We start from the raw sequence: 15,093 nt of genomic DNA on the forward strand, positions 1-15,093 counted from the left end.
TGAATAATATGAGAATGGTCGATTTAATTGAGAAAAAAAGAGATGGGCAACCTCTTACAAAAGAAGAAATCTCCTTTATTATTGATGGCTATACAAAAGGGGAAATTCCAGATTACCAAATAAGTGCTTTTACGATGGCTGTGTTCTTTCAAGGAATGACAGCACAAGAGCGCGCGGATTTAACGATGGCTATGGTTCATTCGGGAGAGACCATTGACTTATCAGAAATAGAAGGTATTAAGGTGGATAAACATAGTACTGGTGGTGTTGGTGATACAACAACACTTGTTCTTGCTCCGCTTGTTGCATCGGTTGGTGTTCCTGTTGCTAAAATGTCAGGACGTGGATTGGGTCATACAGGAGGCACCGTAGATAAACTCGAATCGGTTCCAGGTTTTCATGTGGAAATCACAAATGAAGTATTCATCCACTTAGTAAATAAAAATAAAGTGGCTGTTATTGGTCAAAGTGGTAACTTAACGCCTGCTGATAAGAAACTTTATTCATTAAGAGATGTAACAGCAACAGTCAACAGTATTCCGTTGATTGCGAGTTCAATCATGAGTAAAAAAATTGCAGCTGGAGCTGATGCAATTGTCCTTGATGTAAAAACGGGTGCTGGTGCCTTCATGAAGGATTTGGAAGATGCGAAGGAATTAGCGAAGGCTATGGTTAGTATTGGCAATAATGTTGGTAGACAAACGATCGCAGTTATTACTGATATGAGTCAACCACTTGGATATGCGATTGGTAATTCCCTAGAAGTTCAAGAGGCAATTGACACATTAAAAGGGGAAGGCCCAAGTGATCTTGAGGAGCTATGTTTAACCTTAGGGAGCCAAATGGTTTATTTAGCAAAGAAAGCAGATTCATTAGACCAAGCAAAATCGCTTTTAATAGAATCTATAAAAAGTGGTAAAGCTCTTGAAACACTCAAAATATTTTTAAGTGCTCAAGGTGGAGATGCTTCTGTTGTTGATGATTATTCAAAACTTCCACAAGCAGCACATACATTTGAGCTTGAGGCTAAGGAAGAAGGATATGTTTCTGAAATGATAGCTGACGGAATTGGTACTGCAGCTATGCTACTCGGTGCTGGGAGAGCAACAAAGGATTCAGTCATTGATTTATCCGTAGGACTTTTACTTAGGAAGAAAATCGGTGAAAAAGTACAAAAAGGCGATAGCTTAGTTACTCTTTTTAGCAATCAAGAAGATGTTGAAGAAGTGAAAGAGAAGTTATATCAAAGTATTAAAATTTCTCCTGAGATCGTTGAAAGTCCAAAGCTTGTCCTTGATAAGATTGAATAGATGAATAAGTAAAAAGTCAGTCAGACTGCATCCTAATTATTAGAGACCATCTAAAAATTAGTGATGCAGTTTTTTTTTATCACTTTGAGACAAAAAATATTATGCCAAAATCGACCAATATTTTTTGTATATAATTGTTTGAATTGGGAAAAATGGGATGTATATAAGAATGGAGGTTTGGAGATGAAGCGTTTTTTCTTTAGTTTAATAATTATATCAATGATCGTATCAATCAGTTCCCCGGCATTTGCTGAAGAATCATCTGTTAATCTAGCTGAGAATGCTAGATCAGCGGTCATTATTGAAAGAGATACAGGTACAGTTCTCTATGATAAAAATAGTCATGAAAAGCTTCCACCTGCAAGTATGACCAAAATTATGACGATGCTCCTAATCATGGAAGCAATTGATACTGGAAGTCTTTCTTTAGATGAGAAGGTAAGAACAAGTGAGCATGCAGCGTCAATGGGTGGATCACAAATATTCCTTGAAGCTGGGGAGGAAATGACTGTCGATGAAATGTTAAGAGGAATTGCAATTGCATCTGGAAATGATGCTTCTGTTGCTATGGCGGAGAGAATTGCAGGGTCTGAAGAAGCATTCGTTGAAAAGATGAATAAAAAGGTAAAAGATCTGGGATTAGAAAATACATTATTTCAAAACCCAACAGGATTACCTGCAGATGAACACTATAGTACAGCCTACGATATGGCAATTATGGCCAAAGAACTACTTAAATATGAAATGATTACTAAGTACACAGGGAAATATGAAGACTACTTAAGGGAAAATACAGAAAAAAAATTCTGGTTAGTTAATACGAATCGACTTGTTAAGTTTTATCCTGGTGTTGATGGCTTAAAGACTGGGTTTACAAGTGAAGCTAAATATTGTTTAACTGCAACCGCTGAAAAAGATGGGATGCGTTTAATTACGGTGGTAATGGGTGCGCCAACACCAAAGGACCGCAATGCTCAAATTACAAAAATGTTAGATTATGGATTTAGTCAATTTAAAACACATCCAATGTATGAAAGAAATGAAGTAGTTTCAAATGTTAAGGTTGGAAAAGGGAGTAAAAAGTCAGTCGATTTAGTCACTTCTGAGCCAATCTCTATTTTAACAAAAAAAGGCGAAGCAATTGATGATGTTCAAAAGGAATTTGTTATAAACAAGGATGTTCATGCACCTATTAAAAAAGGGGACGTTCTTGGTAAATTAGTGTTGAAAAAGGAAAATGAAGTGTTAAGCGAAAGTGCTTTAGTAGCAAAAGAAGACATTACTGAAGCAAGCTGGTGGAAATTATTTAAAAGAACTATTGGAACATTTACAAAATCTTCTTAACCTATAAATTTATTCAAATTACTTAATGAGAAGTTTAACTAGTTTTGACGAATGAACACTAGTTTTGTCACGAAGAAGGAATCTAACAGGTGCATATAGAAAAACTCATTATACGGAAAACCAAGGAGGAAAGTATAGTGAGTCTTGCAATAGAACTAGAAGTAAAACATACAGTGTTATGCATTCGTCTTACTGGTGAACTAGATCATCATACAGCAGAAGAATTGCGTCTAAAAGTAACAAATGTACTTGAGAGTAGAGAGATAAACCATATTTTATTAAATTTAGAGAATTTATCGTTTATGGATAGCTCAGGTCTTGGTGTTATTCTTGGAAGATATAAGCAAGTGAAAAATAATGGTGGTGAAATGGTTGTTTGTTCCATTTCTCCAGCAGTCAAACGATTATTCGATATGTCAGGTTTATTTAAGATTATCCGCTTAGAAACAGATGAAGATTACGCGTTGCGTTCATTGGGGGTGGCATAACATGAGAAATGAGATGCATCTTCAATTTTCAGCACTTAGTCAAAATGAGTCGTTCGCGCGCGTGACTGTTGCTGCATTCATCTCACAGCTTGATCCAACATTAGATGAACTAACAGAAATTAAAACAGTTGTATCTGAAGCAGTTACAAATTCGATTATTCATGGTTATGATAATAACCCAAGTGGTGTTATCTATATCTCATGCACACTTGAAGAAGACGGATTAATAACTCTAACAGTAAAAGATGAAGGGATTGGAATCCCAAACCTTGATGAAGCACGTCAGCCGTTATTTACGACGAAACCTGAATTAGAGCGTTCAGGGATGGGCTTTACAATCATGGAAAACTTTATGGATGAGGTTGAAATCTTAACTTCCGAGTCTAATGGAACAATTATTCATCTTAAAAAGCATTTGTCGAAAAGCAAAGCGCTATGCAATTAAGGAGACTAGCCTATGGATGTGGAGGTCAAGAACGAAAAAACTGAAACGTATTTAAAAGATAATGAAGTAAAAAGCTTGATCAAACGAAGCCAAAATGGTGATCAAGAAGCAAGAGACCTTATCGTTCAAAAGAATATGAGATTGGTTTGGTCGGTTGTTCAACGCTTTTTAAACCGTGGTTATGAACCAGATGATTTATTCCAAATTGGTTGTATTGGATTGCTGAAATCAGTGGATAAATTTGATCTGTCATATGACGTGAAGTTTTCTACTTATGCTGTTCCAATGATTATCGGTGAAATTCAACGATTCATTCGTGATGATGGGACTGTTAAGGTAAGTCGTTCATTAAAGGAAACCGGTAATAAAATTAGAAAAGCTAAAGATGAATTATCTAAACGTTTAGGCAGAGTGCCAACAGTCGCGGAGATAGCAGACTTTCTAGAAATCACACCAGAGGATGTAGTGTTAGCACAAGAGGCTAGTCGAACACCATCGTCTATCCATGAAACTGTGTATGAGAATGATGGTGATCCAATCACTTTGCTGGATCAAATTGCGGATAATAGTGAAACAAAATGGTTTGATAAAATTGCTCTAAAAGAAGCCATTCGAGAATTAGATGAAAGAGAAAGATTGATTGTCTATTTAAGGTATTATAAAGATCAGACACAATCAGAGGTTGCAACAAGATTAGGTATTTCACAAGTTCAGGTATCAAGACTTGAGAAAAAAATACTTCAGCAAATGAAGGATCAAATGGATGCTATATAGGGTAAAATTAAAAAAGATCGGATGGAATGTTACTTCCACCGATCTTTTTTGTGTTTAATTTATTTTCTCATATTCTTCCTTGATTTCTGCTAAGGTTTTATCGAGTTCTTCGCCCCAATGATCATTTATTGTATGGAAGATTACGTTGCCTTCTGCATCCATCAACCCATAGCCTCTATAAGCAACATCTCCATTTTTCATATCAAATAAAGAAGCTAACTCTAAGTCTGGATCTGATACAAAAGGTAAGCTATTTCCAAGCTGTTCTTTTATGGCAGTATACAACTCCTGTTGCTGCTCTGGGGTATCGTTACTAAGGATGTACATATTTACATCCATATCATTAAATTTATCTAAATTTTTATGCAACTGAACCAGTTGCTGTTGGCAAAGTCCTCAGGTGTAAGTAGTGATGAAAAAGAAAAGAGTTGGTTTTTCTTGTGGAAAGGTAACTTCTTCTTTTTGCTGATTTAATAATGTCATGGACTCTTTTAATTGAGGTTGTCCACATGCAGTTAATATAACTAACATTGATATAAGTGCTATTAATTTCTTCATATTTACTCCTTTATAATTTTCTGTCTGTAAGGTGTTTTATCACTTCATGTGGAAACAGATACCCCTTCATATAGTGTAACCTACCCAGGAAAGGGTCAATTAGCAACTAATAAAAACATCATATCTGTTTGGGTCGTTATTTTCCAGTAATTTGTTCATAGTCATCTTATAAAAATGGCAAGTGCTAAATTTTTCAGACTGTGGTAATTAATGGTGTAGTAGGGATAGTTGCATTAGAAAAACTAACAAATACCATACTACAGATACAAGGATAACAATGTGTAGGGTGTGAATGTAATGGAGAATAAAGTATATATACGCTTGCGCCATCGTATACAAGTTAGGCCTAATGAGTTAATTAGATTAGGTGATATAGCACAGGTTATCACACAAGGAATTGAACAGAATTTCTTATGTAACATGCCACTATACCAAATTACAATTCAAGATAAAACAATTGTGGTTATTGATATTATTGAGATCATTAAAAAGGTAAAAGATTTTGATCCGAAATTGACGATTGAAACATTTGGCCCTCCACAAACATTAGTTGAGGTTGTCTATGAAAAAAAGAAATATTCAGTTGCTTTCTTTGTTGCCATTTGGTTTTTGCTTTTTGTCGGTGCTGCATTAACAATCATGAATTTTCATGAAGATGTCAGCATGCAACAAGTCCATCAGAAACTTTATCTTCTTATTACAGGCGAAGAGGTAAAGCAGCCTTTATTACTTCAAGTGCCTTATTCGATTGGTTTGGGGTTAGGGATGATTTTGTTTTTTAATCATATCTTTAAAAAGCGTATTAATGAAGAGCCAAGTCCATTGGAAGTTGAAATGTTTAATTACCAACAAGATTTAGATAATTATATGGTCATGAATGAAAATAAAGAAAGCATGAAAAAACTAGATGACCATTAAAATTCTTTTTATTGCTTTTATGGGTTTAGCCAGTGGACTAGCTGTTGGAGCAGGATTCGTCGCATTTTTAGCGGTCTTAGGAATTATACCGAGATTAACCCAACTAACAAAAACAATGAAGTACATTCAATTATATGAGTGGGCCGTAGTAGCTGGAGCTGTAATTGGAGGATGGTATAGTCTCTCAGACACAGTCTTGTCATTACCAGTCATAACAACCATCCCAATTGGTTTAGCTAATGGTATTTTTGTAGGCATGCTTGCTGCCGCTCTTACAGAAGTACTTAATGTTCTTCCTATTTTAGCAAAACGAATTAGAGTTGATGATAAGATTGTGCATCTGTTAATGGCAATTGTACTAGGCAAGGTAGCAGGCTCTTTATTTCATTGGATTTACTATGTAAATATGTAGCTACAAAATCTTCTCATCTCTAGGAGGAGTAATAATGTCAAATAAGTTAAAAGACAATTATCAAAAGAATATAAAAACATTTCAACCTAAAGCCCCACTGTTTATGAATTGTTTTAAGGCATTTATGGTCGGTGGATTGATTTGTACCTTTGGTCAAGGGATCCAAAATTTTTATTTAACCTTTTTTAACTTCACTGAAAAAACAGTGGGTAATCCTACTGTAGCAACACTCATTTTGATTGCCTCTCTTCTTACAGGATTAGGTGTGTATGATAAGCTGGGGCAATTCGCAGGAGCGGGATCGGCAGTCCCAGTAACCGGTTTTGCTAACTCGATGACTAGTGCAGCACTCGAATATAAAAGTGAAGGGATTGTTTTAGGGACTGCTACTAATATGTTTAAGCTAGCTGGCAGTGTTCTAGTGTTTGGGGTAGTTGCTACCTATGTTGTTGGGACTTTACGGTATTTATTCCACCTCGCATTATGAAAGTGAGTGATGTGAACGATGAGATTAGTTGGAAAGCAAACATGGGTATTTGAACACTCGATCTATTTAAATTCAGTTGGTACTGCAGTAGGTCCAAAAGAAGCAGAGGGACCATTAGGCTTACAATTTGATGTTACTCATAAGGACTTGCATTGTGACGAAGAAACTTGGGAACTTGCTGAAAGGCGTTTAATGGAGCAATCAATTTCTACTTGCTTAGAAAAAGCTCAGTTAAACAACGAGGATGTTGATCTTTTTTTGGCAGGTGATTTATTGAACCAAAATGTGACTGCAAATTATGTAGCAAGGCATAACCAGATTCCTTTTTTATGTATGTTTGGTGCATGCTCAACCTCCATGGAGACATTAGCTGTCGGATCAGCCCTTGTTGATGGTGGATTTGCAAAACGGATCATTGCAGCAACTAGTAGTCATAATGCAACAGCCGAACGACAATTTCGTTATCCAACAGAGTATGGTGGTCAGAAACCAAGCACTGCTACTTTTACAGTAACTGGATCTGGAGCTGCACTGGTTAGTAGAGAAGTGGGCCCAATTAAGATTACCTCAGCCACTATTGGCAGGGTGACTGATTATGGAATAACCAACCCATTTGATATGGGAGCGGCAATGGCACCAGCAGCTGCTGATACTATTCAGAGACATTTTCAGGATTTACAAACAACACCTGAAGACTATGATTTAATCATCACTGGTGATTTGTCAGGAGTTGGAAGCCCAATTGTTAGAAAGTTGTTGTTTGACGAAGGCTACGATTTAGACACAAAACATAATGATTGTGGTTTAATGATTTATTCAAAAGACCAGAATACATTTGCAGGTGGCAGTGGGTGCGCATGCTCAGCAGTTGTCACATATGGACATATTGTAAAACAACTTATGTTAGGAAACATAAAGAAGGTGTTTATAGTCGCAACAGGTGCATTATTAAGTCCAACGATGATCCAGCAAAAGGAATCAATACCAACGATAGCACACGGTGTTGTGCTAGAAAAGAACAGTTGAAAAAAGAATCGGGGTATAAACCATGGAATACTTAATTGCATTTTTAGTTGGCGGAAGTATATGCGTAATTGGCCAGATATTATTAGATGTTGTTAAGCTTACACCGGCACATGTGATGAGTACATTTGTTGTGTTAGGAGTCATTCTTGATGGTTTTGACATATATGATAATTTTATTGAATTCGCTGGAGCAGGTGCAACTGTTCCGATTACAAGCTTTGGTCATTCCCTGTTACATGGAGCAATGCATCAGGCCGAACAGCATGGTTTCATAGGAATTGGAATCGGGATTTTTGAATTAACGTCAGCTGGAATTTCCTCAGCCATCCTGTTTGCTTTTCTTGTCGCATTACTATTCAAACCGAAAGGATAATGAGTGATGAAAAAAACACCGAGAAAGGTGATCCTGATAACAGATGGAGATGAATATGCGCTAAAAACAATAGAATATATAGCGAAGGAATTTGGAGGAAGATGTATTTCAAAATCGCATGGTAATCCTACGACGCTGTCCGGTGAAGAAATTGTTGAACTTATCCATAAGGCTCCATATGACCCTGTATTCGTTATGTTTGATGATAGTGGTTTTATTGGAGAGGGTGCAGGCGAATTAGCTCTAAAGTATGTAGCAACACATGAGAGTATCGAGGTTTTAGGGGTGATTGCTGTGGCTTCAAAAACACATCAAGATGAATGGGCGAGAGTGGATGTGAGTATCAATAGATACGGTGAGCTTACCCATTATGGTGTTGATAAAAGTGGCGTAGAAGAATTCGATATAGGCCGTATTAATGGAGATACAGTGTATTGCTTAGATGGGTTAAATATCCCAATCATTGTTGGAATTGGCGATATAGGTAAAATGGCAAGAAAAGACCATGTGCAAAATGGTTCTCCTATTACAAAGAAAGCAGTGGAGCTTATTTTAGAAAGGAGTGGATATTATGACTAACAGCACTCAAAATAAAAAAACTCCGATTTCTACTGATGTTGAGATCAATGAGAAATTCTTTAAAGAGCATATTGAAATCGGCACAGGAAGTTTTGATATTGGTGTAAGAAAAATAACTGTTCAAGAAAAGTCAATCAATATCTATTACCTAAATGGTTTATGTGACACTAGTTTTATCATGCTGTTAATGAGAGAACTTGTTAATATGAATGATAAAGAAAAGTTAACAAGCCAAGCCATGAAAATTATTGAAAATCGAATGGTTCACCAACAAGTAGCCACAGTGAAAAATTTAGATGAAGCAGTAGATAAATTATTGTCAGGACTTATTATTATTTTTGTTGAAGGTGAAGATACGAGCCTTGCGATTGATGTAAGAAGCTATCCAGGAAGAAACCCTGAAGAGCCTGATACTGAAAAAGTAATTAGAGGGGCAAGAGATGGATATACCGAGAACCTTGTCATTAATGTCGCTCTTACTAGAAGAAGAATTCGTGATGAAAGACTGAGAAATGAAATTATGCAGGTTGGGGAACGTTCCAAGACTGATATTTGTGTTTCTTATATTAAAGATGTTGCTAATCCAAGGCTAGTTGAAAAAATCAAAAAAGAACTACAAGCAATAAAAGTGGATGGTCTAACAATGGCAGATAAAACAGTCGAAGAATTTTTAGTCAAACAAGGCTTTAATCCATATCCACTTGTTAGATATACTGAACGTCCAGATGTAGCAGCAAATCATTTATTAGAAGGGCATGTTATTATTACTGTTGATACCTCACCAAGCGTGATTATTACTCCAACAACGATGTTTCATCATGTTCAGCATGCGGAAGAATATCGTCAAGCACCTGCTGTTGGAACATATCTAAGATGGGTTCGTTTCTTAGGCATAATTGCATCCATTTATTTATTGCCACTATGGTTTTTGTTTACGTTGCAGCCAGAGTTACTACCAAAGGCATTAGATTTTATTGGGCCAAGCGAAAAGGGAAACATTCCACTTGTTGTTCAAATATTTCTTGCTGATTTTGGTATAGAGTTTTTAAGAATGGCGGCCATTCATACACCAACACCATTATCAACAGCCATGGGACTAATTGCAGCAGCGTTAATTGGTCAAATTGCAATTGATGTAGGCTTGTTTGTGCCAGAGGTTATCATGTATGTAGCTGTTGCAGCAATTGGTTCATTTGCTACTCCAAGTTATGAATTAAGTATCGCTAATAAGATGGCAAGGTTAGTCTTATTAGTGTTTGTTGCAATCTTTAAGTTACCCGGATTTGTCATCGGAGCCACTGTATACTTTCTGTTACTAGCAAGTATTAGATCATTAAATACCCCTTACTTATGGCCATTTTTACCGTTTAATTTTAAAGCCTTATGGCAAATTGTTGTACGTCCATCCGTACCTGGTCAAAAACTAAGACCTAGTATTGTGCATCCTAGAAATCCACATAAACAACAGTAAGGAGGTTATTGCAAGCTAATAGGGAATATGGTATGTTATTTTCTATATAGCTGTAATAATTGTTGTTTAAATATGCTAGGGCAGCTAATATTTGTATTAGCTGTCTTTTTTATATGAGCTTAATTAAATTTAAATTTAATTGCATGGGACATCTAATTAGGTCAGGAGCTATACATAAACATAGCCTGATATAGAGGGGTCTTTGCCAGTAGTAGAATTGTAATGAAAAGAGGGAATGAATGTGTATTTACATGGAACTAGTCGTGTTAATGATAGAGGACATTTAGAAATTGGTGGAATTGATACAGTTGATTTAGCAAATAAATACGGAACCCCTTTGTATGTATACGATACCACATTAATTCGTGAACGAGCGAAAGGGTTTCGTGATACTTTTACAAAATTAGGTGTTAAGGCACAAGTTGCATACGCAAGCAAAGCATTTTCAACTGTTGCTATGATTCAACTAGTTGAAGAGGAAGGGTTATCTCTAGATGTAGTTTCAGGTGGGGAGCTATATACTGCTTTGCAAGCAGGTTTCCCTGTTGAAAGAATCCATTTTCATGGTAACAATAAAAGCTATCATGAACTTGAGATGGCTGTGAAACATAAAGTAGGGTGTATTGTTGTTGATAATTTCTATGAGCTTACATTATTGGATGAGATTAGCAACAAACACGAGGTGAAAACACCGATTTTATTGAGAGTCACACCCGGTATTGAAGCACATACACATGACTATATTTTAACTGGACAGGAAGATTCGAAATTTGGATTTGGGTTGGAAAATGGACAAGCGGATGCAGCGGTTGATACGGTTCTGTCTTTATCTGGTGTAACTTTGTTAGGGATCCACAGTCATATTGGGTCTCAAATCTTTGAAACTACCGGATTTGTCCTTGCGGTGAAAAAAATGTTCGGGAAATTTAAAGAGTGGAGAGATACTTTCAACTATGTACCGACTGTATTAAATGTTGGCGGTGGTTTTGGAATCCGTTATACAAATGAAGATGACCCACTCCCTGTTTCTCAATATGTGGAAGAGATTATTGAAGAAGTGAAAAAACATTCAGCAGAATTAGATTTCCCTATTCCTGAGATATGGATTGAACCAGGTCGCTCTATGGTTGGTGATGCTGGTACTACTCTCTATTCAATAGGATCAAGAAAAGAAGTTCCAAACATTCGTAACTATGTAGCAATCGATGGGGGAATGAATGATAATATTCGTCCTGCATTGTATCAAGCTAAATATGAGGCAGTATTAGCAAACAGAGTGAATGATCAGGTAGAAGAAACGGTTTCAATTGCTGGTAAATGTTGCGAATCAGGAGATATGCTAATCTGGGATATACCACTACCTAAATCTAACTCGGCGGATTTACTAGCTGTTTTCTGTACAGGAGCCTATGGTTATTCAATGGCGAACAACTATAATCGTATTCCTAGACCACCTGTTGTGTTTGTTGAAAATGGAGAAGATCAATTAGTCGTAAAACGCGAGAGTTATGAAGATATTGTGAGATTAGACGTGCCATTAAAAGCTAATGTAAAAAAATAAAAATCGAAAAAACCAGAGAGAGTCTTTCTAACGGGTTCCATTGATAGAGAAAAATACATCAGCAAATGAATTAGCAGATCAACTAGCATAGCTATTTGGTCTCTTCATTTACTATAAAGTCTTGATTTAATGGGATTTAACCTTAATATTAGCACGCTTTATGCTTGCAGGTTTATCGGATGCATATTAATTATAAATATTATACAGTGTCCAATTTCTTTGCTAAATTGCCTGATAATATAATGTAAAGCATAGGAAGTTTTTTTCATTTATCAATAATCGAGTGATCAATGAACCTTAAAATAAAGGGATATTTCCCTTTAAACTGCAGAATATGGCTGGTTAGGGCTAATTAAGGGGAAGTTTTCCCTTTAACCAAGCACAATCACCCTATTTTTCATGTTTTTCAAGTAAATAGCGGGAAATTTTACTTCTATGTCACCTATTTTTTGCCCTATTTTCTAAATAAGGGAATTTTCTTACCTTATTTTATCAGCCCATGCTGCTGATTCACTTATCAGGGTCCGAGGGTTACCGCTTTTTTATAGCCGGGCGGGACATGGATTAGGGACGAACAGGTGCTATGTTATAAGTGAAAAAGTTCGGTAAGTTGTACCGAGCTTTTTATTATTTCAGTTGCTAATAGGATTGTTAAAATCATATGCTTCTACCAGTGCATTTTCCTTTGTTAGATCCATCTTCTCCCCACAAAGGAATCCGTTAAGAGTCTTCCCTCTGGATTATTTGCTTGGATTTCTGTATTCTCGGTTATCTTTAAATAGTACAAACAAGTCTAAGAATTTTAAAGGAATGATTTGAGTGACTAAAAAAGTGAAGTTAAGAATAGTTTTAGCCATAATCGTTATCATCCTAATCCTTATATCCTACTCTGGTTATAGCATTTGGTCGTTTAGTGAAAAAGTTCAATTAGTCAAGACCGATGTGGCAGTCGTACTTGGTGCTGCTGTGTGGGGTGATGAACCATCTCCGGTTTTTCGTGAAAGGATTAATCATTCCATCTGGCTGTATGAGAATGGGTATGTAGATAAAATAATTTTTACTGGTGGCAAGGGCGAAGGTGATAAGGTTGCAGAGTCAGAGGTTGAAAGGAATTATGCTATTGAAAATAATGTTAACTCAAAGGATATATTGATTGAAACTAAATCGAAAATTACAGAAGAGAACCTCAAATACGCCCAAGAAATTGCAGTAGAGAAAAACTTAAAAACATATACGATTGTAAGCGACCCATTACATATGAAAAGAGCCATCTTAATGGCCAGCAACACCGGAATGGAAGCATATTCATCACCGACTCAAAGTTCTGCTTATAAGACATTGAAAAGTAAAATGCCGTTTCTCATACGCGAGGTGTTTTTCTATGTTGGTTATGTAGTTAGTTTGCCATTTAGGTAGATAAAAAAGGGCGAGTGGATTGTACGAGTGAAAAGTTTTATCACACTTTCTCTAAGAAAAATATCAAAATTGGATTATTCTTATCGAATATAGTAGAATGGAATACGTTCAATCTGATATTGAAAATACATAATTATTTGGAGGTCCAAAATGAAAAAAGCAAGTATTGAATTTGAAAATGGTGAAAAAATTCTTATTGATTTATATGAAGATGCAGCACCAGGTACTGTTGCTAACTTCGAAAAGCTAGCTAAAGAAGGCTATTATGATGGGCTAACATTCCACCGTGTTATTCCTGGATTTGTTGCTCAAGGCGGATGCCCTCATGGAACTGGTACTGGTGGCCCTGGATACACAATTAAATGTGAAACAGCAGGAAATCCTCATAAGCATGTAGCTGGTTCACTTTCAATGGCACATGCAGGTAAAGATACTGGTGGGAGCCAATTTTTCATTGTTCATGAACCACAACCACATTTAAATGGTGTGCATACAGTTTTTGGACAAGTTACTGAAGGAATGGATTCTGTATTAAGAATTCACCAAGGTGATGTAATGAAAGAAGTAAAGGTTTGGGAAGAATAATCACTTAATAAGCACAGCAAGCATTTTGCTTGTTGTGTTTTTTAAATTTTAAGAAATCATAAATTAGTTTAGTCTTACTGTTTGGCTCGGGGGTGCTATTGGCTCTTTGGCTAAGTTTAAGGTCTTATCTTTTATTAGAGGTGAAATGTAATTGAAATCATCTAACTGGATCTTACTTATTATTATGGTTGCTATAAGTCTTATTTGGGGACTTGTTTATTGGTTTTTTATCGTATAAAAAGTTATCTTCACAAAAAGTTAACAGAAGAAGTAATAAGAGAGCCAATAATACGACAAACTTTTAGTATTATGATATAATAATCAAAATGAATATTATTTCCTTCGGGGTAGGGTGAAATTCCCGACCGGCGGTGATCATTTTTTGTAGCCCGCGACCCATATAGAATACTCTATATGGCTGACTTGGTGAGATTCCAAGGCCGACAGTAAAGTCTGGATGGGAGAAGGAAATCACAGGTACAGGTATGCCAAAAAAATTTTAAAAATAGTACCTTTTATTTGGTGTGCCATAATGTTTTTACATATGTATTGTGATATCTGATTCTTAGAGGCTACTCTTAAGTCAAAACTCCCATGCTTTTATTGATTTGTATAAAGTCGAGGGAATGTAATGACTATAGAGATGGTCTTTTTTGTTTTTAATTTTCTTATATGAGAGGGGTGAAATCTTGTTTACAGGTATTATTGAAGAAATAGGAAAGATTAGTGATATTGCGAGTACTAAAGACTCAATTGTATTGAAGATAAAAGCCACTAAAATCTTAAAAGATGTCAACCTAGGAGATAGTATCGCAGTGAATGGAGTTTGTTTAACGGTCACTTCATTTACGACCGATGAGTTTTCAGTAGATGTTATGCCTGAAACTGTAAAATCAACCTCACTTAGAACCTTGAAAAAACAATCATCTGTTAATTTAGAACGTGCAATGTCAGCTGGTGGAAGATTTGGTGGGCATTTTGTTTCTGGTCATGTCGATGGAATGGGAACCATTGTTAAAAAAGAGCATCTTTCAAATGCTGTTTATTATGGAATTAAGATTAATCCCTCACTCCGTAATTATTTAATTTTAAAAGGCTCAGTAGCAGTTGATGGAACCAGTTTAACAATATTTGGATTGACAGATGATACATTTACGATCTCCCTAATACCTCATACTGTTTCTGAAACGATCATTGGTGAGAAAAGCATTGGTGATACCGTAAATATCGAATGTGATATGCTTGGAAAATATGTTGAACAATTTGTTAGTCATTCTGGGACTCAACAAAGAAAATCATCAATAACATCAAGCTTTTTAGTTGATAATGGATTTAAGTAAGTTTAA

General features: G+C 36.0%; 18 protein-coding genes and 1 riboswitch. Of the genes, 16 read left to right on the forward strand and 2 right to left on the reverse strand.

The genetic code is table 11. The features are described from left to right. The first annotated feature begins 8 nt into the window (after positions 1-8). From BK579_RS12485 to sigF, 5 genes are all read left to right on the forward strand, one after another. On the forward strand, positions 9-1,310 hold the full coding sequence (locus BK579_RS12485; protein WP_078545930.1) for a pyrimidine-nucleoside phosphorylase: 1,302 nt from the start codon (positions 9-11) through the stop codon (positions 1,308-1,310). Between the two features lie 183 nt (positions 1,311-1,493). After that, positions 1,494-2,654, forward strand: coding sequence for a D-alanyl-D-alanine carboxypeptidase family protein (locus BK579_RS12490; RefSeq protein WP_078545932.1), 1,161 nt, complete (start codon positions 1,494-1,496; stop codon positions 2,652-2,654). 137 nt (positions 2,655-2,791) lie between these two features. Continuing rightward, positions 2,792-3,142: an anti-sigma F factor antagonist gene (spoIIAA, locus tag BK579_RS12495; protein WP_078545934.1), complete on the forward strand. Its 351-nt coding sequence runs from the start codon at positions 2,792-2,794 to the stop codon at positions 3,140-3,142. Between the two features lies 1 nt (position 3,143). Then, a complete protein-coding gene (spoIIAB, locus tag BK579_RS12500) occupies positions 3,144-3,587 on the forward strand; it encodes an anti-sigma F factor (protein ID WP_078545936.1) in 444 nt (147 codons plus the stop codon). A 12-nt stretch (positions 3,588-3,599) separates the two neighbouring features. Further along, a complete protein-coding gene (sigF, locus tag BK579_RS12505; protein WP_078545938.1) occupies positions 3,600-4,361 on the forward strand; it encodes an RNA polymerase sporulation sigma factor SigF in 762 nt (253 codons plus the stop codon). A gap of 54 nt (positions 4,362-4,415) precedes the next feature. On the opposite strand, the gene BK579_RS12510 is transcribed toward sigF, so the two are convergent. Continuing rightward, positions 4,416-4,739: a redoxin domain-containing protein gene (locus BK579_RS12510; protein ID WP_078545940.1), complete on the reverse strand. Its 324-nt coding sequence runs from the start codon at positions 4,737-4,739 to the stop codon at positions 4,416-4,418. A gap of 18 nt (positions 4,740-4,757) precedes the next feature. After that, the gene (locus BK579_RS25605) at positions 4,758-4,919 is read right to left on the reverse strand and encodes a hypothetical protein (RefSeq protein ID WP_169891132.1); all 162 of its coding nucleotides are present in this window, start codon (positions 4,917-4,919) and stop codon (positions 4,758-4,760) included. Positions 4,920-5,216: 297 nt separating this feature from the next. Here BK579_RS25605 and BK579_RS12515 point away from each other — a divergent pair, with 297 nt between their 5' ends. From BK579_RS12515 to ribE, 11 genes are all read left to right on the forward strand, one after another. Continuing rightward, positions 5,217-5,837: a stage V sporulation protein AA gene (locus tag BK579_RS12515; RefSeq protein ID WP_078545942.1), complete on the forward strand. Its 621-nt coding sequence runs from the start codon at positions 5,217-5,219 to the stop codon at positions 5,835-5,837. Next, positions 5,827-6,249: a stage V sporulation protein AB gene (locus BK579_RS12520; RefSeq protein ID WP_078545944.1), complete on the forward strand. Its 423-nt coding sequence runs from the start codon at positions 5,827-5,829 to the stop codon at positions 6,247-6,249. Before BK579_RS12515 ends, BK579_RS12520 begins: the two co-directional genes overlap by 11 nt. Before the next feature lie 34 nt (positions 6,250-6,283). Beyond that, a complete protein-coding gene (gene spoVAC, locus BK579_RS12525) occupies positions 6,284-6,736 on the forward strand; it encodes a stage V sporulation protein AC (RefSeq protein WP_078545946.1) in 453 nt (150 codons plus the stop codon). 18 nt (positions 6,737-6,754) lie between these two features. After that, complete coding sequence (spoVAD, locus tag BK579_RS12530) at positions 6,755-7,762, forward strand: stage V sporulation protein AD (RefSeq protein ID WP_078545948.1); 1,008 nt, start codon at positions 6,755-6,757, stop codon at positions 7,760-7,762. A 22-nt stretch (positions 7,763-7,784) separates the two neighbouring features. Beyond that, a complete protein-coding gene (spoVAE, locus tag BK579_RS12535; protein WP_078545950.1) occupies positions 7,785-8,135 on the forward strand; it encodes a stage V sporulation protein AE in 351 nt (116 codons plus the stop codon). Positions 8,136-8,141: 6 nt separating this feature from the next. Continuing rightward, positions 8,142-8,714, forward strand: coding sequence for a stage V sporulation protein SpoVABEA (locus BK579_RS12540; RefSeq protein ID WP_078545952.1), 573 nt, complete (start codon positions 8,142-8,144; stop codon positions 8,712-8,714). After that, positions 8,707-10,185, forward strand: coding sequence for a spore germination protein (locus BK579_RS12545; RefSeq protein WP_078545954.1), 1,479 nt, complete (start codon positions 8,707-8,709; stop codon positions 10,183-10,185). The genes BK579_RS12540 and BK579_RS12545 overlap by 8 nt, the downstream gene beginning before the upstream one ends. Before the next feature lie 241 nt (positions 10,186-10,426). Next, the gene (lysA, locus tag BK579_RS12550; protein ID WP_078545956.1) at positions 10,427-11,746 is read left to right on the forward strand and encodes a diaminopimelate decarboxylase; all 1,320 of its coding nucleotides are present in this window, start codon (positions 10,427-10,429) and stop codon (positions 11,744-11,746) included. A gap of 819 nt (positions 11,747-12,565) precedes the next feature. After that, positions 12,566-13,162 (forward strand): YdcF family protein, encoded by a 597-nt coding sequence (locus BK579_RS12555; RefSeq protein ID WP_078545958.1) that lies wholly within the window; start codon positions 12,566-12,568, stop codon positions 13,160-13,162. 150 nt (positions 13,163-13,312) lie between these two features. Then, positions 13,313-13,747, forward strand: coding sequence for a peptidylprolyl isomerase (locus BK579_RS12560; RefSeq protein ID WP_078545960.1), 435 nt, complete (start codon positions 13,313-13,315; stop codon positions 13,745-13,747). Positions 13,748-14,081: 334 nt separating this feature from the next. Next, positions 14,082-14,220, forward strand: a riboswitch (FMN riboswitch). A 216-nt stretch (positions 14,221-14,436) separates the two neighbouring features. After that, entirely contained in the window at positions 14,437-15,087 is a 651-nt protein-coding gene (gene ribE / locus BK579_RS12565; protein ID WP_078545962.1) for a riboflavin synthase, read from the forward strand. Positions 15,088-15,093 lie beyond the last annotated feature (6 nt).

This window comes from Litchfieldia alkalitelluris (genome assembly GCF_002019645.1).
Classification (GTDB): Bacteria; Bacillota; Bacilli; order Bacillales; family Bacillaceae_L; genus Litchfieldia; species Litchfieldia alkalitelluris.